The 26,478-nt window shown below is 65.2% G+C and carries 19 protein-coding genes; 11 read left to right on the top strand and 8 right to left on the bottom strand.

Annotation, left to right across the window (positions count from 1 at the left end):
• Positions 1-68 precede the first annotated feature (68 nt).
• Positions 69-518 (bottom strand): hypothetical protein, encoded by a 450-nt coding sequence (locus CHB87_RS20410; protein ID WP_089410303.1) that lies wholly within the window; start codon positions 516-518, stop codon positions 69-71.
• Positions 511-1,203 (bottom strand): ParA family protein, encoded by a 693-nt coding sequence (locus CHB87_RS20405; RefSeq protein WP_089410302.1) that lies wholly within the window; start codon positions 1,201-1,203, stop codon positions 511-513. The genes CHB87_RS20410 and CHB87_RS20405 overlap by 8 nt, the downstream gene beginning before the upstream one ends.
• Positions 1,204-1,662: 459 nt before the next feature.
• Between CHB87_RS20405 and CHB87_RS20400 the strand changes: the two genes are divergently transcribed.
• The gene (locus CHB87_RS20400) at positions 1,663-3,081 is read left to right on the top strand and encodes a glycoside hydrolase family 28 protein (protein WP_176441893.1); all 1,419 of its coding nucleotides are present in this window, start codon (positions 1,663-1,665) and stop codon (positions 3,079-3,081) included.
• A gap of 201 nt (positions 3,082-3,282) precedes the next feature.
• On the top strand, positions 3,283-4,362 hold the full coding sequence (locus CHB87_RS20395; RefSeq protein WP_089410301.1) for a PKD domain-containing protein: 1,080 nt from the start codon (positions 3,283-3,285) through the stop codon (positions 4,360-4,362).
• Positions 4,363-4,399: 37 nt separating this feature from the next.
• Here CHB87_RS20395 and CHB87_RS22795 read toward each other — a convergent pair whose 3' ends face one another.
• Positions 4,400-4,531 (bottom strand): hypothetical protein, encoded by a 132-nt coding sequence (locus CHB87_RS22795; protein WP_281252375.1) that lies wholly within the window; start codon positions 4,529-4,531, stop codon positions 4,400-4,402.
• Between the two features lie 94 nt (positions 4,532-4,625).
• Between CHB87_RS22795 and CHB87_RS20390 the strand changes: the two genes are divergently transcribed.
• The 5 genes from CHB87_RS20390 to hrpB all read left to right on the top strand — a co-directional run bounded on the left by CHB87_RS20390 (position 4,626) and on the right by hrpB (position 13,186).
• Positions 4,626-6,437, top strand: coding sequence for a mechanosensitive ion channel domain-containing protein (locus tag CHB87_RS20390; protein ID WP_089410300.1), 1,812 nt, complete (start codon positions 4,626-4,628; stop codon positions 6,435-6,437).
• Positions 6,438-6,686: 249 nt separating this feature from the next.
• Positions 6,687-8,552 carry a molecular chaperone HtpG gene (gene htpG / locus CHB87_RS20385; RefSeq protein WP_089410299.1) on the top strand — a complete coding sequence of 622 codons (1,866 nt, stop codon included), beginning with the start codon at positions 6,687-6,689 and terminating at the stop codon, positions 8,550-8,552.
• Between the two features lie 106 nt (positions 8,553-8,658).
• Positions 8,659-10,545: a glycoside hydrolase family 2 protein gene (locus CHB87_RS20380; RefSeq protein ID WP_089410298.1), complete on the top strand. Its 1,887-nt coding sequence runs from the start codon at positions 8,659-8,661 to the stop codon at positions 10,543-10,545.
• Positions 10,546-10,586: 41 nt separating this feature from the next.
• Entirely contained in the window at positions 10,587-10,868 is a 282-nt protein-coding gene (locus CHB87_RS20375) for a hypothetical protein (protein WP_089410297.1), read from the top strand.
• Complete coding sequence (hrpB, locus tag CHB87_RS20370) at positions 10,865-13,186, top strand: ATP-dependent helicase HrpB (RefSeq protein WP_281252374.1); 2,322 nt, start codon at positions 10,865-10,867, stop codon at positions 13,184-13,186. Before CHB87_RS20375 ends, hrpB begins: the two co-directional genes overlap by 4 nt.
• A 6-nt stretch (positions 13,187-13,192) precedes the next feature.
• Here hrpB and CHB87_RS20365 read toward each other — a convergent pair whose 3' ends face one another.
• The 3 genes from CHB87_RS20365 to CHB87_RS20355 all read right to left on the bottom strand — a co-directional run bounded on the left by CHB87_RS20365 (position 13,193) and on the right by CHB87_RS20355 (position 15,027).
• Positions 13,193-13,594, bottom strand: a complete 402-nt coding sequence (locus CHB87_RS20365) for a helix-turn-helix domain-containing protein (protein ID WP_089410296.1) — start codon at positions 13,592-13,594, stop codon at positions 13,193-13,195.
• Positions 13,595-13,604: 10 nt separating this feature from the next.
• The gene (locus CHB87_RS20360; protein WP_217897083.1) at positions 13,605-13,919 is read right to left on the bottom strand and encodes a type II toxin-antitoxin system RelE/ParE family toxin; all 315 of its coding nucleotides are present in this window, start codon (positions 13,917-13,919) and stop codon (positions 13,605-13,607) included.
• Between the two features lie 124 nt (positions 13,920-14,043).
• The gene (locus CHB87_RS20355; protein WP_089410294.1) at positions 14,044-15,027 is read right to left on the bottom strand and encodes a transglutaminase-like domain-containing protein; all 984 of its coding nucleotides are present in this window, start codon (positions 15,025-15,027) and stop codon (positions 14,044-14,046) included.
• A gap of 363 nt (positions 15,028-15,390) precedes the next feature.
• Here CHB87_RS20355 and CHB87_RS22675 point away from each other — a divergent pair, with 363 nt between their 5' ends.
• From CHB87_RS22675 to CHB87_RS20340, 4 genes are all read left to right on the top strand, one after another.
• Positions 15,391-16,248, top strand: coding sequence for a transglutaminase family protein (locus tag CHB87_RS22675; protein ID WP_245818138.1), 858 nt, complete (start codon positions 15,391-15,393; stop codon positions 16,246-16,248).
• On the top strand, positions 16,245-18,581 hold the full coding sequence (locus CHB87_RS20350) for a transglutaminase family protein (RefSeq protein ID WP_245818136.1): 2,337 nt from the start codon (positions 16,245-16,247) through the stop codon (positions 18,579-18,581). The genes CHB87_RS22675 and CHB87_RS20350 overlap by 4 nt, the downstream gene beginning before the upstream one ends.
• The gene (locus CHB87_RS20345; RefSeq protein ID WP_089410293.1) at positions 18,578-21,076 is read left to right on the top strand and encodes a circularly permuted type 2 ATP-grasp protein; all 2,499 of its coding nucleotides are present in this window, start codon (positions 18,578-18,580) and stop codon (positions 21,074-21,076) included. The genes CHB87_RS20350 and CHB87_RS20345 overlap by 4 nt, the downstream gene beginning before the upstream one ends.
• A gap of 243 nt (positions 21,077-21,319) precedes the next feature.
• Positions 21,320-22,198, top strand: coding sequence for a transglutaminase family protein (locus CHB87_RS20340; protein WP_089410292.1), 879 nt, complete (start codon positions 21,320-21,322; stop codon positions 22,196-22,198).
• Between the two features lie 330 nt (positions 22,199-22,528).
• Here CHB87_RS20340 and CHB87_RS20335 read toward each other — a convergent pair whose 3' ends face one another.
• Complete coding sequence (locus CHB87_RS20335; protein WP_089410291.1) at positions 22,529-24,691, bottom strand: hypothetical protein; 2,163 nt, start codon at positions 24,689-24,691, stop codon at positions 22,529-22,531.
• A gap of 172 nt (positions 24,692-24,863) precedes the next feature.
• Complete coding sequence (locus CHB87_RS20330) at positions 24,864-26,351, bottom strand: agarase (RefSeq protein ID WP_142988458.1); 1,488 nt, start codon at positions 26,349-26,351, stop codon at positions 24,864-24,866.
• Positions 26,352-26,478: the final 127 nt, after the last annotated feature.

The raw sequence follows: 26,478 nt of genomic DNA, 5'->3' as shown, positions 1-26,478 counted from the left end.
AGCCGGCTGCGGGCGTTCGGTCTTCCAGCCGGCTGCGGGGCGAATTCCCGCAGCCGGCTGGAAGCGGACTACCAGGGTTCGGAGCCCGGGCCGCGTCGTTCGCGGTAAAGATCGACGACATGCACGATGAATTCGCCGATGTTTTTGATCCGCAGGGTGGGGTCCTGGATGGCGAGCGCGGCCTCCTGAAGGATGCGGTCCTTCTCCTCGGCGGTGACCTTGATGTTCATCTGGATGTTGGCGCCGCGGCTGCGCAGACTGCGTCCGTCGAGCTTGGGAGGAGCAGGCCTGGGCGGCTCGGCGCGGGTTGGAAGCGGCTGCAGCAGGTGCGCATTTTCAGGGTGGAAGATCGATTTCGGAATGGGTACGGAGGCGTCGATGCGACCGGTAAAGCCCAGTTCCCGGCCTGCGTCGACCGAGGCCTGGGTGGTGTGGGCGTCGGCGCGGGGGCGTGGCGGAAGGTTGTCGAGGCCGCTGGTGAAGTCGAGTTTGATGGGGTTGCGGGGAGTTTCAGCCACGAGCGGAAACCTCCTGTTTTGTTTGGGTTGCGATGAGAGTGTCGCGCACCTCCTGGGCGAAGGCCTCGGCGTTGGCGATGGCGGCGGCGGGGTTGTTGGCCTCGCGCTCGGAGAGCTCGTAGATGGTGCCGCCGAGGCGGAAGGGCGACTTGAAGGCCGAGCGCTCGACGATGGCCGTGTTCAGCATGGGGATGTTGTTCTCGCGCATCTGGTCGCAGATGTCGCGCATGCCGCGGTCCATGATGACGGGCGAGGTCTGCGAGAGGAAGACGCGAAACGGGATGGGCCGGCGGAAGATGGTCTCCTGCTTGCGGATGACGCGGATGACGTTGACCGCCTCGTCGGCGTCCAACTGGTTTCCTTTCATGGGGATGAGGACGAGGTCGGCGCGCCCGATGGCGACCGAGACCTCCTCGTTGCGGCTGCCTTCGAGGTCGACGATGACGTAGGGATCGGTGGCGGCGTCGATGACCTCGGCGACATCGGTGCGGAAGGCGGTCTTGACGGTGAGGTTCGCGGGGACGTTGTCGGGAAAGCGCTTCGCCCAGAGGGCGAGGGGCGCGTTGGGGTCGGCGTCGATGAGGGTGACGGGGACGCCGTGGTGGGTGAGGACGGTGGCGAGGGCGAGGGCGGAGGTGGTTTTTCCGACGCCTCCCTTGCTGGAGGCGAAGACGAGAACCTGCATTTTGCGGTCTCCTTTTTAGGCGGTAGCTACCGGATATATAGCAGGTAGCTACCAGGTTCGCGGGCTACCGGGTAGCTATCCGGTGTGGTTGCATCCAGCATAGCGGATTCCCCGGGATTAGGGAGGGTACTGGGTGGATACCGGGTAGGTATTTGTTAGCGGTAGCTACCGGGTATCTTGTGGGTATCGATCGACGAGGGCAAAGGCGAAAGCAGATCCTCCGCTGCGCGAAGGATGACAACGGTTGGTCGGAGGATGACAAGGGAGTTTGGAGGGCGCGCAGAGCGGATGAGGACGGGATTTTGCGGGCGGTTTGGGGGATTTTGGAAGGTGGGGGATGGATGCGCGTATGCGCAGGAATGAAAGGGCGAGGGCGTCCGGCGCGGTGGTATCAATAGGCAATCGGTTTCACAATGGCGCGGCGGCGCATGTAGGATGACCTCGACGAGGGCTTGAACGATGGCGGATGGATTTGGTGAGGGGTTGCCGACGCGGCGCACGTTGCTGCGGGTGGCGGGGCTGGCGGCGGGCGACGCGATGTTTCATCCGCTGCTGCGGGCGGTGGGGCCGGCGAGGGTCTTCGATGTGACGAAGTTCGGCGCGGTGGGGGATGGAGTGGCGCTCGACACGGCGGCGATTCAGCGGGCGATCGATGCTGCGGCTGCAGCGGGCGGGCGTTCGCAGGTGCTGCTGCGCGGGGGCAGAAAGTATGTGGCCGGGACGCTGGAGCTGAAGGGCGATATCGACTTCCACCTGGCGGACGATGCGCAGTTGATCGTGAGCACGCGGCGCGAGGACTATACGGCGGAGGCGTTCATCACGGCGCATGAAGCGCGAGGGCTGCGCATCTCGGGGACGGGCTCGTTCCAGGGGCGGGCGCGCGAGTTCATGACCGGGTACGACAAGGCGGGGGAGTGGTGGCTGCCGAAGGAGTGGCGGCCGAAGATGTTCATCCTGACGGGCTGCCGGGATCTGGAGGTGCGGGACATTACGTTTGCCGAGGCGCCGAACTGGGGGCTGCACATGCTGGGTTGCGAGGATGTGCTGGTGGACCGCATCAAGGTGAGGAATCTGCTGGATGTGCCGAACTGCGATGGCATCGATCCGGACCACTGCCGGCGGGTGGAGATCAAGGACTGCGACATCGTTTCGGGCGACGACGCGATCGTAGTGAAGACGAGCCGGCAGGAGAAGGACTGGGGTCCGTCGGCGGATATCCATGTGCATGACTGCGTGATCGAGACGCAGGATGCGGGGGTGAAGGTCGGGACGGAGACTACTTCCGATGTCCACGATGTATTGTTCGAGCGCTGCAAGATCAAGTCGAGCTCGCGTGGGCTTTGCATTCAACTGCGGGATGAGGGGAACGTCTTCCATATTGCGTTCAGGGATATCGAGTTCGTCTCGCGGCTTTACTCCGATCCGTGGTGGGGACGCGGGGAGGCGATCTCGTTTACGGCGATCCCGCGCAAGGCGGAGACGAAGCTGGGTTCGCTGCACGATGTGACGGTCGAACGGGTGAAGGGCGTGGCGGAGAACAGCGTGCGGGTGTGCGGGAGCGCGAGCAGCCGGGTGCGGGATGTTTCGTTCCGGCATGTGGATGTGACCCTGGATAAGACGACGCGCTATGCGGGCGGGATTTATGACAATCGGCCGACGACGGCTGGGCCTGGGATTGTGCCGCATGCCACCGCCGGGTTCAGCATCGAGCGGGCGGATGGGGTGCTGATCGAGGATTGCTCGGTGAGCTGGGGCGCGCATCGGCCGGAGTATTTTGGCAATGCGGTGGAGGCTCGGGAGTCGACTGGGGTGAAGGTGGTGCGGTTCAAGGGGGAAGGGGCGAGGAAGGAGCTGGGGGATGGGATTTCGGTTTTGTAATGGATGGAAGAAGGGCCAGGGCTAAAGCCCTTTCTTGCCGCCGCTCCATTCATGGGGCTGAAGCCCCATGCTTCCACCGAAAGGCAACAGCAGATCGTCCGCGAGGATGACAGACAAGAGAGGCAATGGCAGATGCAACGGCGAGAGCAACAACAAAGGCCAATACGGGGGTCCTTCCCCTTCGAAAAGCTCAGGGTCAGGATGACGAGCATTCTGGGTTGTTTGCTGCTGCTCGTTGGTCTGCCGTTCGTTGGGCTGCGTGCGCTGGCGCAGGATCAGCCGGATGCGGTGTTGAAGGTGTTTCAGTTTCCGGCGGACAGGATACCGCGGATCGATGGCGACGCGAGCGACTGGGCGATGGTTCCGGAGAGCTATGTGGTCGATGCCAGCCAACTGCGGGACGATACGAAGAAGCATGCGTCGGCGAATGCGAAGGACCTGGATGTGCATGTGAAGGTGGGGTGGGTGAAGGGGTTGAACCGGCTCTACTTTTTGTATGAGGCGTATGACAACTTCTGGGACTTCAGCGATCCTGGACTGCATAACGATACGTTCGAGGTGGTGGTGGATGGCGATCTTTCAGGCGAGCCGTTGAACCCGCGGTTTCGTCTGAATGCGAAGCAGCCGGAGGCGGATGCGCGGGCTTCGATGTTCGGGACGGGGGCGCAGAACTACCACATCTTTACGCCGGCCGAGGGCAAGGACTGGGCGATGGTGCTGGGGTGTCAGCCGTGGATCAAGGAGCTGCCGTATGCGAATCATGCGCAGCGGTACAGCTTCAAGCATGGCGAGAGCGGGCGGTACACGCTGGAGTTCTGGATCACGCCGTTCGACTATGCGGGGTGCGAGGGACCGGTGCGGGCGGTGGAGTCGAAGCTGTATGAGGGCAAGACGATCGGGCTGGGCTGGGCGGTGATCGACTATGACGGCGCGGCGGTGAACAACGGGTTCTGGAACCTGTCGTCGCAGCATACGATGTATGGCATTGCCAGCCAACTGCGGGCTTTCCGGCTGATGCCGCTGGAGGCGGGGCTGGCGCCGGGGATCGCGGCGAGGTGGAGCTTCAAGGTGCTGGATGTCGGTCGGCGGGTGGTGGCGTTTGAGGATGAGTCCGTGGGCGCGGCGACGTGGAAGTGGGATTTTGGGGATGGCAGTACGTCGGTCGAGCAGCATCCGGTGCATGCGTACAAGGGCGCGGGGGACTACGTGGTGGTGCTGACGGTGACGGGGCCGGCGGGGTCTTCGCGGTTGAGTAAGGTTTGGGATGTGTCGCTGCGGTAGCGTTGGCGGTGGACTGCCTGGCCGATCGGAATCGTTTTTAGATCGGCTCGTGGGGAAAGAGCCGCCGCAGGGTGGAGGTCTTGCCGGTCTGGCGTGTGCTGGTCAACACGAGGACGGGCCGCGTGAGGGCGTAGCGCCGGAGCTGGGGTTCGACCCACACCGCTTGCATATGGGTAGATAACTCCTTCTGCTGCTTCGTCTTCCGGCTTACCCGCGATACTCTTAGCTTGCCGGCCTATGGGGCTGGCGGATGGGGTGAGCGGATGAATCGTGCGCGCAGGATTGCGATTGCGGCGGCTTTGGCGGTGCTGCTGGTGGGGTTGGCGGGCAGCTACCTGACGCGTGGGGTGATGGAGCATCTGTCGTTTCTGGGTGGCGGGCAGACGGGCTGGTCGGGCGAGCCGGTTCCGCATGGGATCGTCGATCAGCGGCCGTGGCAGACGGCGGAGACGCTGGCGGGTCTGGCGGTTTCGGCCGAGGAGAAGGAGCTGGCGCGCGAGGCGGAGCGGCTGGCGGATCATGAGGTCGATCAGGCGTTTTCGCAGTCGCTGCGGCAGGCGAGCGCGGAGACGCGTCCGTTGAAGGGCGAGGCGCTGCGTCTGCAGCAACGTGTGAACGAGCTGCAGCAGACGGTGAAGGACGATCAGGCGAAGGTGACGGCGCTGACGCCGAAGGTTGCCGCCGCGCCCGCGGCTGGCGATGCGGCGCCGCAGGAGGGCGACGATCTCGATGTGGCGAAGGCGCAGTTGGGACTCGACCAGAACGAGCTGGCGGACTCGCTCGAAGACCTGGCGCGCGAGAGCGGGGATCAGCGGGTCAAGATTCAGCAGGAGCTGTCGGCGCGGCAGGCGGCGATGAAGAAGTACGAGGCGACGCAGGCCGGCGGCGGCGTGGATCAGACGGCGGTCGAGGTGGCGGACACGTACAGGACGCTGGCCGGGCAGATTGCGGCCTGGCGCAAGCAGCGTACGCGGCTGCGGCTGCTGGCGCAGGCGGAGGGTCTGGCGCAGGCCGACGTGGCCGCGCTGACGGGCGATCACGACCGCATGGAGGCCGAGGCGAAGGCGACCGAGGCCAGCGCGGCGGCGGCGAAGTTGAAGGGCGAGACGGGCGCCGAGCAGGTGAAGCAGCTGCAGTACATGGCGAGCCAGCGGAATATTCTGAGCATCGTCTACGACCGGTTGGGCGCGCAACAGCAGCTCGCGGCGCTGTATCTGAAGTGGACGAAGCAGGTGCGGCGGCAGCATCGCATCGTGCTGCACCTGATGCTGCAGTCGGTGGCGTCGATTGCGTCGATTGCGCTGGGGACGATGGTGGTGGGGTGGCTGCTGCTGCTGGCGCTGGACCGTATGTCGACGGAGCGTCGGCAGAAGCAGACGCTGCGTACGATTCTGAACCTGGGGACGCAGTTGGTGGGGCTGCTGCTGGTGTTGCTGGTGGTGTTTGGCTCGCCGGAGCAGATGCCGACGATCCTGGGGCTTGCGACGGCTGGGCTGACGGTGGTGTTTCAGGACTTCATTCTGGCGTTCTGCGGTTGGTTCGTGCTGATGGGACGCAATGGCATTCGCGTGGGCGACTGGGTGGAGATTGACGGCGTGGGCGGTGAGGTGGTGGAGCTGGGTCTCTTCCGCACGTGGCTGCTGGAGACGGGCAACTGGACGGCGAACGGGCATCCGACGGGCCGGCGCGTGTCGTTTCTGAACGGGTATGCGATTCGCGGGAAGTACTTCAACTTCTCGACCGCGGGGCAGTGGATGTGGGACGAGATCAAGGTGAGCATCCCGGCGGATGTGGATGCTTCGGCGCTGATCGAGAAGATTCGCGTGGCGACGGTGGAGGCGACGGCCGCCGATGCGACGATGGCGGAGGCGGAGTGGAAGCGCGTGACGCATGAGGAAGGGTTGCCGCAGTTCAGCGCGACTCCCGCGGTGGATATGCGGCCGGCGGGGGCTGGCGTGGATATCGTGGTGCGGTATGTGACACGGGCCGGGGTGAGGCTGGAGACGCGGAATAAGCTGTTTGGGACGGTGGTGGATCTGATGAAGGGGATGCGGGAGAGCGCGGCGGTTTCTTAGCCGGGGTTACAACAAAGCCTGGGCGCCCCATTCTTCGCGCTTTTGCGAAGGGTGGGACGTAGGACATCCGGATCGGAGATTTTACGTCCCACCCTTTGCGATGCGACTGCAAAGGATGGGGCACCCGGGCGGTATGGGCCGGGAGAGGAAAAGAAGACCGCCTTCGCGGTAGGCTATGGATAGCCAACCGGGCTAACCCTGTACCGGATTGACCGGCACGGGGGCATCCTTTTGGAGAGAATAGGAACTATGTCGAAACTTGAATTTCAAACGGAAGTCAGTCAGCTTTTGCAGCTCATCATCCACTCGCTTTACTCGCATCCGGAGATCTTTCTCCGCGAGCTGATCTCGAACTCGTCGGACGCGCTCGACAAGCTGCGTCACCTGACGCTGACCGACGATGCGTTCAAGACGCTGGCGTTCAACCCGCGCATCGATCTGGTGCTGGACGAGGAGGCGAAGACGCTCTCGATCGCCGATACCGGCATCGGCATGAACGAGGAGGATCTGGTCTCGCATCTGGGCACTATCGCGCGGTCGGGGACGAAGAAGTTTCTGTCGCAGCTTTCGGGCGACCAGAAGAAGGATTCGAACCTGATCGGGCAGTTCGGCGTGGGCTTCTATAGCGCGTTCATGGTGGCGGACAAGATCGAGGTGATCTCGCGCAAGGCGGGTGAAGAGGCTGCGTGGAAGTGGGTTTCGGACGGTAAGACGGGCTTCGAGATCTCGCCGGCGGAGCGTGCGGAGGCGGGCACGACCGTGCTGCTGCACTTCAACGAAGAGGGCTCGCAGTATGCCAATAGCTGGCGGCTGCAGGAGGTGGTGAAGAAGTATTCGAACCACATCGCGTTCCCGATCTTCCTGACGTACGACAAGAGCGAGTGGAACGCCGAGGAGAAGAAGTCCGAGAAGACGCGCGTGACCGAGCAGGTGAATGCGGCCAGCGCGCTGTGGCGGCGGTCGAAGTCGGAGCTGACGGACGAGGACTACAAGGAGCTGTACAAGTCGATCTCGGGCGATCCGCAGGACCCGCTCTTCTGGTTCCACACGCGGGCCGAGGGCACGCTGGACTATACGACGCTGTTTTATATACCGGCGAAGGCGCCGCTCGATCTGTACCAGGCCGAGTACAAGACGGGCGTGAAGCTGTATGTGAAGCGCGTCTTCATTCTGGACGATTCCAAAGACCTGCTGCCGCAGTATCTGCGCTTCGTGCGCGGCATCATCGACTCGGAAGACCTGCCGTTGAATGTGAGCCGCGAGATTCTGCAGCAGAACCGCGTGCTGACCAGCATCCGCACGGCGAGCGTGAAGAAGATTCTTTCGGAGCTGAAGGGCATCGCGACGAAGGAGCCGGAGAAGTATCTGGAGTTCGTGAAGGAGTACAACCGGCCGCTGAAGGAAGGGATTCACGGCGACTACGCGAACCGCGAGACGCTGCTGGAGCTGGTGCGTTTCAAGTCCACGAAGGTGGACGGGCTGACCGGTCTTGCGGAGGTGAAGGGCCGCATGAAGGACGGGCAGAAGAGCATCTACTACATCACGGGCGGGCCGGAGAATCTGCTGCGGACCTCGCCGTTGCTGGAGATTTACAAGAAGAAGGACATCGAGGTGCTGATCCTCGACGACGACATCGACGAGATCGTCTTCTCGCAGGTGGAGTCGTTCGACGGCACGGACCTGAAGTCGGTCAACAAGGCCTCGACCAGCGAGGACCTGAAGGACGAGAGCGAGCCGGAGAACACGGAGGCGCTTGCGCCGCTGCTGGCGCGGATCAAGCTGACGCTGGGCGACAAGGTGAAGGATGTGCGCGTGTCTTCGCGGCTTGCGGACAGCCCTTCGTGCATCGTGTCCGATGAGGAAGAGCCGTCGCTGCAGATGCAGCAGATGCTGCGTGCGATGGGGCAGAAGGATATTCCGCTGCCGAAGCCGACGCTTGAGATCAATCCCGACCACGAGATTGTGAAAAAGCTGCTGGCTCGTCCGGAGGACACGGTCGCCGACGACGCGGCGTGGCTGCTGTTCGACCAGGCGCTGCTGATGGAGGGTGTCGCGCTGAGCGATCCGGCTTCGTTTGTGCAGCGGTTGAACCGGGTGTTGAAGCTGACGGTGTAGAGGCTCGGGTAAGATGCCTGGGTGGGACGTAGATGTTCAGACGGTTTACGTCCCACCCTTTCGATGAAGCCGAAAGGATGGGGCACCCAGACGTCAGAGGAGAATCATGGGCTTGAGTTGGAAGAAGGCGTTGAGTGTTGCGGCGATGTTGCTGTGCGGGATGAGTGCGCGGGCGCAGCGGCCTGCGGGGGCGGGTGAGGTGGACGCTACCGTGCATGCGGCCGATGCACCGTTCACCGAGAACACGACCGTGCTCGAAGGCGCGGACCGGCGGCCTCAGACCTCGCTCGATGGCGAGTGGCGTTCGATCGTCGACCCTTACTTCGCGGGGCTCTACAGCTTCCATCATGAGATCAAGAAGGACGGCTGGTTCAAGGATCAGCGGTGGGGCGGGGTGGGCGACAACCGGCTCTTCGAGTATGACTTCGCCAAGTCGCCGACGCTGCATGTGCCGGGCGATTGGAACACGCAGCGCGACTCGCTCTTCTTCTACGAGGGCGCGCTGTGGTATCAGCGGGATGTGGAGTGGACGCCGGTGGCGGGCAAGCGGGTCTTTCTGCATGTCGGCTCGGCGAACTATAAGTCGTGGTTCTGGGTGAACGGCGAGAAGGTCTGCCAGCATGAGGGCGGATTCACGACCTTCGACTGCGAGGTGACGGCGCAGTTGAAGGCGGGCGCGAACTCGATCGTCGCGGCGGTGAACAATCAGCGTCTGCCGGATGGCGTGCCGACGCTCGAGACGGACTGGTGGAACTACGGCGGGCTGACGCGGTCGGTCGCGCTGGTGGAGGTTCCGGAGAGCTACATCGCGGGCTACGACCTGCATGTGGATCGGGCGACGCGGACGAAGATTGAGGGCTGGGTGCAGGTCGTCGGCGCGAAGGCGGGCGAGAGGGTGTCGGTCTCGCTGCCGGAGTTGAAGGCCGGCGCGACCGCGACCGTCGGCGCGGATGGGCGGGCGGCGGTGTCGTTTGCGCCGCGGGGGCTGGAGCTGTGGGCGCCGGGCGCGCCGAAGCTGTACAAGGTCGACCTGATGGCGGGCAAGGACGCGATCCACGAGGAGATGGGCTTCAAGACCATCGAGACGCGCGGGACGGAGATTCTGCTGAACGGCAAGCCGATCTTTCTGCGCGGCATCTGCATCCATGCCGAGGCGCCGTTGCGTACGGGGCGCGTGAACTCGGAGAAGGACGTCGACACGCTGCTGGGCTGGGCGCAGGAGCTGGGCGCGAACTATGTGCGGCTGGCGCACTATCCGCATGACGAGAAGATGACGCGCGCGGCCGACCGCATGGGCCTGCTGGTGTGGTCGGAGATTCCGACGTACTGGGCGATCGCGTTCGACAACCCGGCCGTGCTCGCGAAGGCGAAGCAGCAGTTGCACGAGGAGATTGCGCGCGACCGCAACAAGGCCTCGATCGGCCTGTGGTCGATTGCGAACGAGACGCCGAGCACGCCGGCGCGGACGCAGTTTCTGACCGCGCTCGCGGCGGAGGTTCGTCTGCTGGATCGAGAGCGGCTGGTGACGGCGGCGCTGCTGGTGCGTGGCGTGGGCGAACATGAAAAGGTCGTCGACGACCCGCTGGGCGCGGCGCTGGACGTGGTGGGGATGAACGAGTACATCGGCTGGTACGAGGGCAAGCCGGAGACCGCGGACACGATGCACTGGACGATCAAGTACGACAAGCCGGTGATCGTGAGCGAGTTCGGCGGCGAGGGCAAGGCGGGGCTGCATGGCGCGGCGACCGACCGCTGGACCGAAGAGTATGAGGCCGCGATCTATCAACACCAACTGCCGATGCTGGCGAAGATACCGCAGGTGCGCGGGCTGAGCCCGTGGATCCTGATGGACTTTCGCGCGCCGTATCGGCAGTTGCCGGGGATGCAGGACTACTTCAACCGCAAGGGGCTGATCAGCGATCAGGGCCAGAAGAAGGCTGCGTTCGGGGTGTTGCAGAAGGCTTATCTGGGTGGGTATGGGAAGGCGGATTAGCCGCGGCGTCAAGGCGAAGGCTTGACACCGATCAGAACGGATTGAACACGGATTCGATCTGGGCGATCTATACGATTCGTGGTGTTCTTGTGTTGTCGTTCTTGCTCTTGTTTCTCTTGTTTGTCATCCTCGAAGAGGATTTGCTTTTGTTTGCTGTCAGTCCACCTATGCGAAAAGAAGAAGATATGCCGATCGATCCTGAAAATAACGTACCGCTGGACGCTGAGCAGATCGCGGAGATGGCCGACGCGGGGAAGAGTATCTCGCAATTCTTCACGAGCCCAGGCGTCATGAAGCCAGGTCTGAAGAAACAGACACGTTGAACCGTAAACCCATACTGCCGGTGGATGCGATCCTTCCGGCGATGCTCGCATCCTTGCGGGACGTGCCGAATCTGGTGATCGAGGCTGCGCCGGGCGCGGGCAAGACGACGCGTGTGCCGGCGGCTTTGCTGGAGCTCGTGGCGGGCGAGGTGGTGGTGCTGGAGCCGCGCAGGATCGCGGCTCGCATGGCGGCGCGTCGCGTCGCGTGGGAGAGGAACGAGGAGGCCGGCGAGACGGTTGGGTACCAGGTGCGGTTCGAGGAGGTCTCCGGGCCGAAGACGCGGCTGCGCTTCGTGACCGAGGGCATCCTGAGCCGGCGGCTGCTCTCGGACCCGGCGCTCAAAGGCGTGGATGCGGTGGTGCTGGACGAGTTCCACGAGCGGCATCTCGATAGCGATCTGGCGCTCGCGCTGCTGAAGCGTCTGCAGAAGACGCGGCCGGAGCTGAAGATCGTGGTGATGTCGGCGACGCTCGATGCGGGGCCGATTGCGCGGTATCTGGGCGGATGCCCGGTGCTGCGGTCGGAGGGCCGGGCGTTTCCGCTGGCGGTTCAATATGCGCCGTACACGGCGGACGCGCTGCCGGTGCAGGTGCGCAAGGCGATGGAGCTGCTGGTGAAGGAGGGTCATGCGGGGCATGTGCTGACCTTTCTGCCGGGTCTGGCTGAGATACGGCGTACGGCGCGCGAGGTCGAGGGCGTGGCGCGGGCGGCGGGGTTCGCGGTGCTGCCGCTGCATGGCGATCTGACGCCGGCGGAGCAGGACCGGGCGGTGGCGCCTTCTACGGAACGGAAGCTGATTCTGGCGACGAATGTGGCCGAGAGTTCGGTGACGGTGGAGGGCGTGACGGCGGTGATCGACGGCGGGTTGGCGCGGATTGCGACGCACTCGCCGTGGACGGGGCTGCCGACGCTGGAGGTTGGGCGGGTGAGCCGGGCGTCGGCGCAGCAGCGGGCTGGGCGCGCGGGGCGGACGGGGCCGGGACGGGTGTTGCGGCTGTATCCCGAGGAGGACTACATGCGGCGCGCGGAGCACGATCTGCCGGAGATCGCGCGCGCGGACCTGTCGCAGCTTTGCCTGTCGCTGCGGGTGATGGGGATTGCGCCGGGCGAGATCGAGTGGCTGGATGCGCCGCCTGCCGAAGCGCTGGCGAATGCGGAGGCGCTCCTGGACCGGCTGGGCGCGGCCGGCGCGATGGCCGAAAAGCTGGCGCGGTATCCGTTGCCGCCGCGTCTGGCGCGGATTCTGGTGGAGTCGGTGGCGCGCGGCGTGGGCGAGGATGGATGCCGGGCGGCGGCGTTGCTGGGCTCGGGCGCGCGGGCGGAGAAGAACGATCTGCTGGCGGCGCTCGATGAGCCGATGGACGCGCGGACGAAGCAGCAGTTCGAGCAGTTGCGGCGGATCGCGCGGACGGCGCGGCAGGAGACGCATGAGGATGCCGCGCTGCTGCTGTCGGTGCTGGCCGGCTTTCCGGATCGCGTGGCGCGGCGGCGGGCGGGCAATCAGGTGATGCTCGCGACGGGGGTGTCGGCCGAGGTGGCGGGCGCGCGGCCGGTGTATGAGTTCATGGTCGCGGTGGATGCGGAGGATCGTCCGCAGCAGGGGCTGCCGATGATTCGGATGACGGCGAAGATCGAGCCGGAGTGGCTGCTCGACCTCTTCCCGGACCGCGTGGTCGAACAGGCCGAGGTCGTCTGGCATGCGGCGGGCGAGCGCGTGGAGCGGGTGAGCTCGCTGGTGTACGACAAGCTCGCAATCGAGGAGTCGCGGGGGCCGGCCAGCGGCGCCGATGCCGCCGCGCTGCTGGCGAAGAAGGCGCTGGAGGCGGGGATCGAGCGCTTCGTCGACGCGGAGGCGCTCGAACACTTTACGGCGCGCGTGGCGTTCGCGGGTCTGCCGGCGCCGGATCTGGAAGGGGCGCTGCGGGAGCTTTGCCTGGGGCTGCAGGGGTTCAAGGGGCTGCGGGAGGCGGCGAAGGGTTTTCTGCCGGGGCTCGAGGCGCGGATGGACGGGCGGCTGCTAAACGAGCTGGCGCCGGTGCAGGTGAAGCTGAAGCAGGGACGCCCGATGAAGGTGCACTACGACCACGGCAAGCCGCCGTGGATCGCATCGCGGCTGCAGGACTTCTTCGGCACGAAGGAGGCGCCGCGCATCGGCCGCGACCGCACGCCGGTGGTGTGCCATCTGCTGGCGCCGAATCAGCGCGCGGTGCAGACGACGACCGACCTGGCGGGGTTCTGGGAGCGGCTCTATCCGAAGGTGCGCAACGAGATGATGCGGCGGTATCCGCGGCACCAGTGGCCGGAGAAGCCGGTGTGATGGCCTTCAGGCCAACTTCGTCTTCTTTCGAGCCGCAACGGCCGGGGCGGAGGCGGTCGCCGGCTTCCTGCGCCGGGATGGCTTTTCCTGCCGTTCGGTCAGGTCGCCGAGCTTGACGGTGTAGGGCCTGCGGTTGGGGAACTCGGCGACGAGGCGCAGGCGTCCGCCCATGGCTTCGACGTAGCTGCTCATGGTGGAGAGCAGCATATCGGCGCGGCGCTCCATGCGGGAGACGCTGTCCTGCTCGATGCCGAGGAGTTCAGCGACCCGCTGCTGCGTAAGGTGCTGAACGGCGCGAAGATCGCGCAGGGTCAGCTCTTCTTCGATGAGCTCCTGGGCGCGTGCTTCGACCTCTGCACGCTCCTCGGGGGAGAGAGTCGACATCACGTATTCGAGAGAGACAGCCATCCACGCTCCGTTATTTCGTCTTCTTCCCGGTGAGGTGATCCGCATAGCGACGGTCCGCAATGTGAATCAGCCGTTCGTAAAATTTGTCCTGTCCAACGCCCGACTTCGTTGCCCCGGTCAGCATGATTCCCCGGCGTTGTGGATCGAACGCGAAGGCGATGCGCCACTCGCCATCCGGAAGAGTGGTTCGAAACTCCTTCATATTCGGATAGGCAGAGCCCTTGAGCGTATCGACATAGGGCCGGTGCAGGAGAGGTCCAAACTGCTGCAGAAGTCTCGTTGCGGCGATGACGGCCACTCGAATCGGTTTCGCTTCGTTCTGCAACTCCGCGAAGTACTCCTCATGGAATTCGACAGCCCATGCCATGGATCCCAGAATGCTTCAAACGGCATTATGGAGTCAAGTACATATTTGCGAAAGGAGTTCAGGGCAAACGAGGACGTGCGGCTTACGACACGGCCGACTGCGTCTGGGTGGGGCTGGCGCCGCGGTAGTTCGACTGGGTGGGGGTGTTGCGTTCGATGGGCGGGTAGTCCAGCGGCTGGCCGGCGACCGGGAGTGGGACCCGGTTGCCGGCGGCGTCGATCTCGTTCGACTCCACGTAGAAGCGTGTGAGGTTGGCGGTGCCGAAGCTGGTTGTGATGGCGACGTCGGCGGCGTCGCGGCCGACGGCCATCAGCAGGCGCCCCTGCCGGGGGTAGTTGTGGCGGGCGTCGAGGTTGATCCACTGGCCGTTGAGGTAGACCTGGTACCAGGCGCTGAAGTCGCCCGCGCCGCTGTATGGGCGGCGGATGTCGCCGATGTAGCCGGTGACGTAGCGGGCGGGAATGTTCATGCAGCGCGAAAGCGTGATGGCGAGGTGCTGGAAGTCGCGGCAGACGCCGATGCGCTCGGTGAAGACGTCCATGGAGGTCTTGGTGGGGCGCGCGGCGTTGTAGTTGAAGGTGACGTGGTCGTGGACCCAGTCGCGGATGGCGGTGGCGCGGTCCCAGCCGGAGACGGTGTTGGCGAAGAGATCCTGCGCGATGCCGCCGAACTGGTCGACCTGGCAGTAACGGCTGGGGAGCAGGAACTGGAGGACGTCGGAGGGCAGCTCCTCGATGGGGTGCTGGCGGGCGTGGTGGTGGATCTGGTCGGGGTTGGGATCGGCGTTGAGGACGTTGACGCCCGAGAGCCGGAGGTGTCCGGCGGGTGCGACGAAGCGGGAGCAGCGGTTGCCGAAGCTGTCGATGTACTCGGTCGTGGGCACGGTGACGGCGCCGTTGTTCTGGCCGGGGTTGGGGCCGAAGCCGTGGGTGGGGTGGCTTTCGACGTGCAGGTCGTCGGTTCCGCGCAGGAACGAGTCAAGCGTGGGGTGCAGGTGCAGCAGCGCCACCATGGCGGTGGGGGCGGGAAGGTAGAACTGGATATCGTACTCGGACTGGATCAGCATGGGACTCCTAGAGCTGTGTTTCAGGGGATTGTGGCGTGCGGTGCGGAGGGCCCCAGGGCTAAAGCCCTGTCGTACGGTCGATCCGGGTGATGAGGCTGAAGCCCCATGCTTCCACCCGGTCGTAAGAGCAAAGGCAAATCTGACGCATTTCACACTACCTGTGGCGTTGGATGCAGATATCGGCCAGGTGTTGGGTGGTTTTGTGTGGAATGGCGTGGGATTCGTTACGATAAGAAGAACTTTGCCACTTCTCTCGCCCATCTTCGCGGCTTCGGTCGCCGGGAAACGACATCTCATGCTGTGGAAGGTTTGAAACCGAGGGTCTTGGAATTGTCTCGGAATTGTCTCGGAACTTGAGGTTCAATGGGTAATCGCGTCGCACTGCAGCACACCACCAGCTACCAGTATGAGAGGGCTGTCGCGTTCGGACCGCAGAAGATTCAGCTCTGCCCGGCGCCGGGCGGGCGCACGCCGATCCTGAGCTACGCGCTGGAGGTGCGGCCCGCCGACCGTCTGCTGCACTGGCAGTTCGACCCGCTGGGCAACCGGCTGGCGCGTGTGATTCTGCCCTCGAAGACGGCGGAGTTTGTGGTGGAGGTGCGGCTGGAGGCGGATCTGACGCCGTATAACCCCTTTGATTTCTTTGTCGAGCCGGCGTATGCGCAGTTTCCTTTCGTCTATGACGGCGAGGCGGCGGAGCTGCTGGGGCTTTATCTGGCGACTGAGCCGGCGGGGCCGCTGCTGGCGGAGTTCGTCGCCGGGCTCTCGCGGGAGACGACCGATACGGTCAGCTTTCTGCTGGCGTCGAACCGCGCGGTGCGCGACCGCGTGGGCTACACGACGCGGCTGGAGCATGGGGTTCAGAGGTGCGAGGAGACGCTGGCGCTGGGAACGGGGTCGTGCCGGGATTCGTCGTGGCTGCTGGTGCAGGTGTTTCGGCGGCTGGGGATTGCGGCGCGGTTCGTGTCGGGGTATCTGATTCAAGTGGCGAACGATGCGCCGGATGGGCCGAAGGTGGACTCGGCCGATCTGCATGCGTGGGTGGAGGTCTACCTGCCGGGCGCGGGGTGGATCGGGTTGGACCCGACCTCGGGGTTGCTGACGGCGGAGGGGCATATACCGCTGGTGTGTACGCCGTCGGCGTCGCAGGCGGCGCCGATCGGCGGGACGGTGGAACCGGCGGAGGTAAGGATGGAGCATACGATGGCGGTGACACGATGACGGAGACCCGGGTGGGCGAGGCGCCGAGTCTGACTCGGCCGTACAGCGATGAGGCGTGGGCGGCGTTGCGGGCGGTGGCGCACCAGATCGACAAGGATCTGGTGGCGCAGGACGTGCGGCTGACGATGGGCGGCGAGCCGACCTATGTCGGGATCGACGCGGCCGAGACGCCGCAGTGGAACATCGAGGCGCTGGGGCCGGAGAAGCGGACGCGCGGGCTGGCGTTGATTCGCTGCCTGCGGGAGAAGACGGCGCCGGGCGGGATGCTGCACTTCGGGCAGGGCAAGTGGTATCCCGGCGAGCCGCTGCCCAGGTGGGCGTTCCACTGTGTCTCGCGGCTGGACGGCGTGCCGGTGTGGGAGAATGGCGACCTGGTCGCGACCGAAGAGCAGACGACGGAGTATGGGCTGGGCGATGCCGAGCGGTTCGTGGGGGCGCTGGCGCGGCGGCTGCAGGTCAGTTCGGCGGATATTCTGCCGGCGTTCAATCCCGGGGCGGAGGTTGCGGCGGGGTATGTGCTGCCGCTGCGGCGGCGTCAGCCCGGGGGCAGGCTGGCGTGGTCGAGCCAGCTCTGGTTTCCGCGGTCGGAGACGATGCAGCTTCTGCCGGGCGATTCGCCGATCGGCTACCGGATAGATACCGGGATCATGCCGTGGGTCGCGCCGGATATTCTGACCTACGAGCAGGGCGCGGACGGGCTGGTCGCGCTGCCTGCCGGACCCGCGCGGCGGCCGGAGCTGTTCGCGGTCGAGGCCGCGCCCGATCCGCTGCCGCCGCTGGCCGCGAAGCCCGAGGATGCGCCGGAGCTGGTGCGTCCGTCGCTGTGCGTCGAGGCGCGCGAGGGACGGATGCATGTGTTCGTGCCGTATACGTCGGTGCTGGCGGACTACCTCGATCTGATTGCAGCGATTGAAGATACGTGCGCGCATCTGGCGATGCCGGTGTGGGTGGAAGGGTATACCGCGCCGCACGATCTGCGCATGCGGGCCTTCAGTCTGACGCCCGATCCCGGCGTGCTGGAGGTCAATCTGCCGCCGACCGCGGACTGGGATGAGCTGGAGGAGTTGAACGCGATCCTGGCCGAGGAGGCCGAGAAGAACCGGCTGATCGCGGGCAAGTTCGCCTATGACGGCAGCCATCTGGCGACGGGCGGGGGCAGCCATATCGTCATCGGCGCGAGCAGCCCGGCGGATTCGCCGCTGCTGCGCCGGCCCGATCTGCTGCGGAGCATGGTGGCGTTCTGGCAGAATCATCCGTCGCTATCGTATTTATTTTCAGGGATGTACGTCGGACCGACGAGCCAGTATCCAAGGGTGGACGAGGCGCGCGGGGACGCGCTGTACGAGCTGGAGGTCGCGTTTCAGCAGCTCGACCGGCATGAGATCGAGCCGATGATTCTGGACGGGCTCTTCCGCAACCTGCTGGTCGACATCACGGGCAATACGCACCGGGCGGAGTTCTGCATCGACAAGATGTGGCCGCCGTATGGGCAGGGGTTGCCGCTGGGTCTGCTGGAGCTGCGCGCGTTCGAGATGGCGCCGCACTACCGGATGGGGCTGGCGGAGATGCTGCTGGTGCGGGCGCTGGTGACGGTCTTCTGGCGCGCGCCGTTCGGCAAGGGTCTGGTGCGGTGGGGGACGTCGCTGCACGACCGGTTCATGCTGCCGCACTTCGTCGAGCAGGACTTCTTCGAAGTGCTGGAGTATCTGCGCGATGCGGGCTATGCGTTCGAGAACGAGTGGTTCAGGACGCATCTGGAGTTTCGTTTCCCGCGTATCGGCGAGGTGTCGGCCGAGGGGGTGACGCTCGAACTGCGTCAGGCTCTGGAGCCGTGGAATGTGCTGGCGGAGGAGACGTTTTCGGGCCGGACGGGGCGGTCGGTGGACTCGTCGCTCGAACGGATGCAGGTGAAGCTGACGGGCGCGACGGATGCGGGCCGGTACGTGGTGAGCTGCAACGGACGGCGCGTGCCGCTGACGGCTACGGGCGTCGGCGGGGAGTTGGTGGCGGGGATACGGTATCGGGCGCGCAAACTTTCGGCGTCGCTGCATCCGACGATTCCGGTTCACACCCCTTTGGCCTTTGAGATCATCGATACATTAAGCGAGCGCGCGATTGGCCGATGTACGTACTACGCCGGGCCGCCGGACGGCAGCTTCCACACGACGCGGCCGGCGGATGCGGCAGAGGCGAAGGCGCGGCGGATGGAGCGGTTCCAGGTCTCGGACGCGCCCAGCGAGGCGGCGAAGGCGCCGGCGGCGGAGACGAATCCGGTCTTTCCGATGACGCTCGATATGCGCTGGCCTGTCGCTGAAGGGGATGTGCGGGCGTGACGAACGATCTCTACCAGTCGCCGCTGCGGTATGGCGCGACGTACGAGGAGTCCTCGGCGGATGGGGTGGCGCCGCGTCCGCACTGGGCGCAGTTGATGGAGTCGCTGCGCGCGATCGGACCGGAGGAGCTGAAGCATCGCTGGGCGCGGGCGGAGCGGCGCATCCGCGAGAACGGCATCACGTACAACATCTACGGCGATCCGCAGGGCGTGAACCGGCCGTGGCAGACGGATATCGTGCCGCTGCTGATTCCGGCGGAGGAGTGGAAGACGATCGAGGCCGGGGTGGTGCAGCGGGCGGAGCTGCTGAGCCTGATCCTCGAAGACCTGTACGGCGAGCAGACGCTGTTGAAGGATGGGCACTTTCCGGCGGCGCTGCTGTATGGCAACCCGGCGTTTCTGCGGCCGATGGTGGGGGTTAAAGTGCCGCCGCACAGCCACCTGCATATGCTGGCGGTGGACCTGGCGCGGTCGCCGGACGGGCAGTGGTGGGTGCTGGCCGACCGGACGCAGGCGCCGTCGGGTTCGGGTTACGCGCTGGAGAACCGGACGATCGTGTCGGACCTGCATCCGGAGCTGTTTCGCAACTCGAATGTGCTGCGGCTGGCGCCGTTCTTTCGCGCGCAGCGGGATGCGCTGATCGCGATGGCGGGGCCGGAGAAGCCGAATCCGCGCATCGTGCTGATGACGCCGGGGCCGCATAACGAGACGTACTTCGAGCACTCGTATCTGGCGAAGTATCTGGGGTTTACGCTGGTCGAAGGATCGGACATGACGGTGCGCGACCGGCGGGTCTTTCTCAAAACCGTGGGCGGGCTGGAAGAGGTCGACGTGATTCTGCGGCGCGTGGACGACAACTTCTGCGATCCGCTGGAGCTGCGCGGGGACTCGCTGCTGGGGGTTCCGGGGCTGGTGGACGCGATCGTGGCGGGCAATGTGGCGGTGGCGAATGCGCTGGGGAGTGGGCTGATCGAGTCGGCGGCGATCATGCCGTTTCTGCCGGGGCTGGCGCGGCATCTGCTGGGCGAGGGGCTGAAGCTGAAGTCGGTCGCGACGTGGTGGTGCGGGCAGCCGAAGGCGTTGGACTGGGTGATGGGGCATCTGGAGTCGGTGGTGGTGAAGCCGGCGTTTCCGGCGGGCGGCATGGAGCCGGTCTTCGCGTCGCAGTTGCCGGAGAAGGAGCGCGAGGCGCTGATCGAGCGGATGCGCGCGAAGCCGCATGAGTATGTCGCGCAGGAGCAGGTGGCGCTATCGACGGCGCCGGTGTGGGAGAACGAGGGGCTGAACTCGCGGGCGGTGGTGCTGCGGACGTATGTGCTGAACACGCCGACCGGGTGGTGCGCGATTCCGGGCGGGCTGGTGCGGGTGGCGGAGGCGACGGGGTCGGTGGTCTCGATGCAGCGCGGCGGCCACAGCAAGGACGCGTGGGTGCTCTCGGACACGCCGGTGGATACGTTCAGCATGCTGCGTCCGCGCAACGAGCCGCTGGAGCTGCGGCGGGTGTCGCGCGTGGTGCCGTCGAGCGTGGCGGACAACACGTTCTGGCTGGGCCGGTATGTGGAGCGGGCGGAGAATATCGCGCGGATTCTGCGTTCGATGGCGCCGCGCGTGAGTCATGGCGAGGCGTCGGAGCTGGGCAGCCTGACGCTGCTGCATGGCTGCCTGGCGACCCGGCACAGCAAGCTGCCGAGGCGGCGGGCGGCGGTGACGTATCGCTCGTTCGAGCGCGAGTTTGTGTCGATGCTGACGGACAGGAAGCGTCCGGACAGTCTGCCGAGCACGCTGCACGAGATCTCGCGAATCGGCGGGAGCGTGCGGGAGCGGCTCTCGGCGGACATGATGCTGCTGATCGGGCAGTTGCGTACGGCGATGGATGTCGATCCGAAGGACCCCGATCCCGACTATGCGGCGATGCTGACGGACTGCCTGGAGCTGCTGTCGGCGTTCTCGGGCATGGAGCGGGAGAATATCAATCGCGGGTCGGGCTGGCTGTTCATGAGTTTCGGACGGCGGCTGGAACGCGCGGTCTACAACACGCGGCAACTGCGGGTGATCACGCATCCGCTGGCGGTCGAGAACTGGTCGTATCTCGAAGCGCTGCTGGAGGTCGCGGACTCTTCGGTGACGTACCGGACGCGGTATTACACGACGCTGCAGCCGCTGGCGGTGCTGGATGTGCTGCTGGCGGATGAGACGAATCCGCGCTCGCTGGACTTTCAACTGGAGCATCTGGCGGACCTCTACGGCAAGCTGCCGCGGCATGGCGAGGCGGAGCTGGCGGCGATGCTCGACGTGGTGACGCGGCTGAGGGGGATCGACCTGCAGGCGATGCGGTATCCTGCTTCCGGCGTGAAACAGGGCCGGGCGCAGAACGATCTGCGTCCGCTGGATAAGTTTCTGGGGGAGTTGGAGGGGATGTTGCCGGCGTGGTCGAACAATCTTTCGAGCCGGTATTTCAGTCATGCGAGGACGCTGCCTAGCCGGATGGGGCAGTGAGGAGCTTGGACAGGAGCGGGGAAGGCGAAATGCGGGGGTCTTGACGGTTACCGCTTCGATCAGGTCCGATCGACGAACGAAATGCGGGGGTCCTTCACTACGTTCAGGATGACGAGCATTTGTGGTCGTCCAGGAAGCAGACCAATGGAACGATGAAACGTCCTTCGCTACGTTCCGGATGACAGGCTTCCAGGACGAAGGAAAGAAGATCAAGGCGAGCTTTTCAGCAGGGATTGGGGATTTGTGAACTACAAGGTCAGCCATCGCACGACGTATGAGTATGCGTATCCCGTCTCGGTGGGGAATCACGTGGTGTGTCTGAAGCCGCGCTCGTTTGTGGACAACGAGCTGCTGAGCTACAGCCTGCGGATCGAGCCGGCGCCGGTGACCTTGTCCGAGCGGGTGGACTACTTCGGCAATCTGCTGGCCTACTTCACCGTGCAGGAGCCGCACAAAGAGCTGGTCGTCGAGGCGAAGAGCGAGATCGTGCGGGGTTGCGGGTCGGCTTGTAATGGGCGCGACTCGCTGCCGTGGGAGATGTCGACGGCGGCGCTGGCGGACGATCACACGCCCGAGGGGCTGGAGGCCTACCAGTTTCAATTCGAGTCGCCGCGCATCAAGATGCGGCCGGAGTATGCGGCGTATGCGCTGGCGTCGTTCACGCCGGGGCGGACGATGCGCGAGGCGCTGCTGGACCTGACGCATCGCATCCATACGGACTTCAAGTTCGATTCGAAGGTGACGACGGTGCGGACCTCGACGGAGGAGGTCTTCAAGAAGCGGCGTGGGGTGTGCCAGGACTTCGCGCATGTGCAGACGGCGTGCCTGCGGTCGATCGGGGTGGCGGCGCGGTATGTGAGCGGGTATCTGCGGACGTATCCGCCGCCGGGCAAGCCGCGGCTGGTGGGGGCGGATGCGTCGCATGCTTGGGTGTCGGCGTATTGCCGGGGCGCGGGCTGGCTGGATATGGACCCGACGAACGATGTGGCGCCGTCGGATGGGCATGTGACGCTGGCGTGGGGACGGGACTACGGCGATGTGAGCCCGGTGCGAGGGTTGATCCTCGGCGGCGGGGGCCATGCGCTGAAGGTCGCGGTGGATATGGAGCCGGTGGAAGGGTGACGGCGGGAAGACCAACAACGACAAGAGCTAACGCAGGTCCTTCACTTCGTTCAGGATGACAGGCATCGCGGGTTAGCGCTTGACACCTAAAGGTGCTCTGATTAAGTCCGCAACCATATCCCAGGGGCTAAAGCCCCACTGACTCTGCGGGGCTTATTGTCCGGGCTAAAGCCCGGACCTATCTTAATCAGAGGTTCCCTAAAGGTAATCCGCTGCTAACGCAGGTGCTTCGCTTCGCTCAGGATGACAGGCTTTCTGGGCGAAGCGAATATCCGCTGGAGGTGCGTTGATCGAGAGCTTAAAGCTGAAGGGCTTTAAGCTCTCGATTTCTTATGGTTTCAGGAGGAACATGCTGGAGCCGTAGCCGTTGAAGGTGAGGCTCAGGGTCGAGCCTGGGGTGATGGTGGCCGCGGTGGGTCCGGCGGTGGGCGAGGTTGCGCCGTTGAGGTCGACCTCGGTCGCGGAGGAGAAGGTTCCGAGCGCGGTGAGGTTGACGAAGACGGTGCGGGTATTGCCGGCGCCGTTGTCGTCGGCGGTGCTGGCGGCGGCGTAGTTGGTGACCATGAGCGAGACGCTGTTGTCGAGGTTGTGGACGGCGAGGATGTCGACGGTGGGCGTGGCTTCGGTGGTGCTGGTCTTGTAGAGCAGCGCGCCGGCGGAGACGCCATCCCAGGGGAAGGTGTGGGCGAGCCAGTAGTCGGTCCAGTAGGCGAGGGTCTTGGCCGCGCTGCCGCTGTTGACCTCGCCGTAGGCCTGCGAGCCTTCGTAGAGGAAGTGGTAGAGGGACTGGGCGCCGGCCTTGCCGAGCTGCGAGAAGAGCAGCGGGCGGTAGGCGGTGAAGAAGGTGCTGGTGCCGCGCGGGTCCAGCACGTACTGGATGGTAGGCGTGCAACTGCTGAAGCCGGTGGTGAGGGCGTAGTCGGAGTTGACGTTGTTCTCGGTGACCCAGACGGGGGTTCCGGCGAGGTCGGAGCGCGTGGCGAGCTGCGCCTCGATGTATTTGACCTCGCTGACCAACTTGGCGGCGCCGGTGAAGAGCGAGGCGTCGGTGGCGCTTTGGACGCAGGTTCCGTAGAAGTGCGTGGCGATGGCGTTCATGGGGGCGTTGATGCCGCCGGCGTTGGCGGGCAGCACCATCTGCGGCAGGAAGGATGCGGCCTGGCCGACGCCGGTCGAGCTGACGTAGTCCGACAGCTCGAGGCCGACGAACTTCAGCGTGGGATCGACGGCCAGCATGGCGGGTACGAGCGTGTTGTAGAGCTGGATGTACTGCGTGGCGGTGAGGTTGTTGAGGTTGGGCTCGTTGAAGATGGCCCACCAGGTGATGTGCTGCGAGCTGGCGGACTGGAAGTGCGTGCTGCCGACGTTGAAGCCGCCGGTGTTGTAGTAGCGGACGAGATTCTGGGCGTAGGTGGTGAGGAGCGCGAGGTTGGTGGGGTTGTCGATGAAGTGTCCGCTGGCGTCGTCGAGGAAGAGCGGCGCCTTGGCGATCTGGAAGATGGGGCTCTTGTCGCCGACGGCGAGGACGGGCTGGACGGTCTGGTCCAAGCCGGTGAAGCTCCAGTCGGAGGCGGCGGCGGGCAGGGAGTTGGCGACCCAGGGGATGGCGCCGAAGACGGGCTGCAGGCGGATGTGCAGGGGGTTGAGCGCGGCGAGGTCGGTGGTGCTGGCGAAGCTCTTGAAGAAGCCGTTGTTGTAGGTGGAGGGCTGGAAGCCGGTGCTCATGAACTCGCGCAACTGTCCGGAGATGCCGAGGGTGGTGTCGTTCGCGTTCGCGACGGTGAGGACGACGCCGACGGTGACGGCGACGGTGGTGGTCGCGGTGGCGGCGCCGTCGCTGGCGGTGAGGGTGATGTTGTACGTGCCGGGCGCGGCGGGGGTGGAGGCGGTGGTGAAGGTGACCGTGCCGGTGGTTCCGGCGGCGGGCTGGGTGTAGGTCGGGGTGAGGCCGGTGGGCATGCCGGTCGCGGTGATGGTGATGGGGTTCGTGTAGCCGACGGAGCGCGAGACGGTGACGGCGGTGCTGCCGGGCGTGCCGTCCTGCCGGACGGTGATGGCGGGGGTCGCGGCGGCGAGGGTGATGGCGTCGGTGGGAATGATGGTCGCGGTGAGTTTCGCGGTGGAGGTGGCTGTGCCGTCGGTCGCGGTGACGGTGAGGGGGAAGGTTCCGGGCGCGGCGGTGTTGACGGCGGTGAGCAGGAGCGTGCCGAAGTTGCCGTTGGCGGGCGGCTGGGTGAAGGTCGCGGTCATGCCCGCGGGGACTCCGGTGACCGAGAGGGTGATGGGCGCGGTGCTGCCAGTGGATCGCAGGGACGAGCAGACAACCGTGCTGGGGGCGCCGCCGGGTACGACCGGTACGATGGCGCCGTCGAGGTAGAGGCTCAGGGTGTCGCCGGGCAGGTTGAGCGTACTGGAGGAAGGATTGGCGGCGCAGCCGGAGACGGCGAGTGCGAGCGCGAGGATCGAGGCGGAGAGGCAGCGGCGGAGGATCATGGTTTGCCTTCGGGGTTGGGGTCGGGGTCGGTGGCGCGGTCGGGCAAGAACAGGCAATGGCAAAAAACGAAAAGCAGATCCTTCGCTGCGCTCAGGATGACAAATGTTGTTGCGCAGGATGACAAATGTTCTTGCGCTCAGGAGGACAGGCATCCTGGGCGGGGCATGACGTCTACGGCTTCGCGGCCTTATCGAAGTAATCCGCCAGCGCGTAGGCGTTGGGGTTGAGCTGGCGCATGCGTTCGAGCAGCGGGCCGTAGTTTTTGAACTGGATGTTGACGACGCCCTTGTTCGCGTCCTTGTTCGAGAGCTCGGCGTGCGGGTCGTTGGGGTCGTTGTCCTGGTATTTGAACCACTGCCAGCCGACGATGGACTTCGAGGCGATCAGGCCGAGGACGAAGTTCTGGTAGAACTCGCCGCGTTCGGCCTGGGTCGCGACGAGCCAGCCGGCGCCGGTGGTGTTGGGCATGCCGGAGTCGGCGGCCTTGGTGTACCACTCGGTGATGATCTGGGGCTTGCCGGACCATCTTTCCCAGTTGGCGAGCAGCGAGGAGTCGGGCGTCCACGAGTTGTAGTAGTTGATCGAGATGCAGTCGGAGTACTTGCCGAGGGCGCGGAAGACCTCTTCGTCGTTGCGCGCCTCGCCGGTGTTGCGCGAGCCGAGGAACATGTGGTTCGGATCGTTTTTGCGCAGGGCGGAGGAGACGATGGAGTAGTACAGATCGGCCTCGTAGGCGAGGAACTGCTTGTTCAGCTCGTCGGGCGAGGCCGTGCCCTTGTGCTCGTCCAACCACTTCTTCGCGGCGATGTAGCCGGGTTCGTTGTGCGGCAGGTTCAGGTAGCCGTCGAGGTTCTTGCGGCTGAGCGGCAGCTCGTTGTCGGAGAAGTAGCCGAAGAGGTTGGGGTCGGCGGCGTACTGGCGCACCTGTTTGGCGGCCTCTTCGACGTACTTCTGGAAGCCGGGGTCGAAGACGAAGATGGTGTCGTTGGGGAAGCCGGCGTGGCCGGGGGTGTCGTGCAGGCCGCCGCGTTTCTTGCCGTAGTCGGCCATGAAGTTGAGGATGACGGTGTAGGAGAGCGGGTGGTTGGGCTGGAGGGTGGAGGCGCGGATGGCGTCCACGTCGCTCCAGGCGCCGGCGCTGTTGAAGCCGTTCTGGAGCAGCAGGGCGTGGGTCTTCTTCATCCATGTGGCTTTGTCGCCGTAGAGTTTTTCCATGGCGGCTTTGCCGTTGGGGGAGTGGCTGGGGGCGAGCTCGACGAGGGCGATGTTGAAGTACTCGTGGCCGGCGGGATCGATGACCCACCAGCGGCCGTCGACTTTTTTGGTATAGAAGAAGCCGGTCGCGGACTCGGTGCGGTCGAGGCGGCCGCCCCACTTGTCGGTCGGGAGGATCTTCGGGGTGAAGCCTGCGAGCTGCTCCATGACGCGCGTGCGGTTGACCTGCTGGGGCGCCCAGACGTCCTTGCCGTCGACCTTGTTCATCTTCGTCGACTTGATGTCGATCGAGAACTCCTTCGTGCCGTTGTAGGCGGGCGCGGGGTTGGTGGGGAAGAGCAGGCTGGTGGCGCTGGCGGGCTGAGCGGGGGTCTGCGCGGCCAGCGGTAGAAGGCAGGTGAAGAACAGTGCCGGGATCGGGAGGCAGCGGGGGTTCAATCGCATGGCGGGCCTTTCGGGTGAAGCGGAAAGCGTGTGTTTGTCATCCTGAGCGGAGCGAAGGATCTGCTTTTGTCGTTGCCTGTGCTTGCAGCGCGTGCTGGAGACAGGCAGGAACAGGCACGGCAAAAGC

It is taken from the genome of Granulicella rosea (assembly GCF_900188085.1).
GTDB classification, from domain to species: Bacteria; Acidobacteriota; Terriglobia; order Terriglobales; family Acidobacteriaceae; genus Edaphobacter; species Edaphobacter rosea.
This window is presented reverse-complemented; position numbering and strand designations above follow the sequence as displayed.

Coding starts and splice junctions, on each gene's coding strand:
- CHB87_RS20405 (WP_089410302.1), bottom strand. CDS start 1,203: ATGCAGGTTCTCGTCTTCGCCTCCAGCAAGGGAGGCGTCGGAAAAACC.
- CHB87_RS20400 (WP_176441893.1), top strand. CDS start 1,663: ATGGCGGATGGATTTGGTGAGGGGTTGCCGACGCGGCGCACGTTGCTG.
- CHB87_RS20390 (WP_089410300.1), top strand. CDS start 4,626: ATGAATCGTGCGCGCAGGATTGCGATTGCGGCGGCTTTGGCGGTGCTG.
- htpG (WP_089410299.1), top strand. CDS start 6,687: ATGTCGAAACTTGAATTTCAAACGGAAGTCAGTCAGCTTTTGCAGCTC.
- CHB87_RS22795 (WP_281252375.1), bottom strand. CDS start 4,531: ATGCAAGCGGTGTGGGTCGAACCCCAGCTCCGGCGCTACGCCCTCACG.
- CHB87_RS20380 (WP_089410298.1), top strand. CDS start 8,659: ATGGGCTTGAGTTGGAAGAAGGCGTTGAGTGTTGCGGCGATGTTGCTG.
- CHB87_RS20355 (WP_089410294.1), bottom strand. CDS start 15,027: ATGCTGATCCAGTCCGAGTACGATATCCAGTTCTACCTTCCCGCCCCC.
- CHB87_RS20350 (WP_245818136.1), top strand. CDS start 16,245: ATGACGGAGACCCGGGTGGGCGAGGCGCCGAGTCTGACTCGGCCGTAC.
- CHB87_RS20395 (WP_089410301.1), top strand. CDS start 3,283: ATGACGAGCATTCTGGGTTGTTTGCTGCTGCTCGTTGGTCTGCCGTTC.
- CHB87_RS20335 (WP_089410291.1), bottom strand. CDS start 24,691: ATGATCCTCCGCCGCTGCCTCTCCGCCTCGATCCTCGCGCTCGCACTC.
- CHB87_RS20330 (WP_142988458.1), bottom strand. CDS start 26,351: ATGCGATTGAACCCCCGCTGCCTCCCGATCCCGGCACTGTTCTTCACC.
- CHB87_RS22675 (WP_245818138.1), top strand. CDS start 15,391: ATGGGTAATCGCGTCGCACTGCAGCACACCACCAGCTACCAGTATGAG.
- CHB87_RS20365 (WP_089410296.1), bottom strand. CDS start 13,594: ATGGCTGTCTCTCTCGAATACGTGATGTCGACTCTCTCCCCCGAGGAG.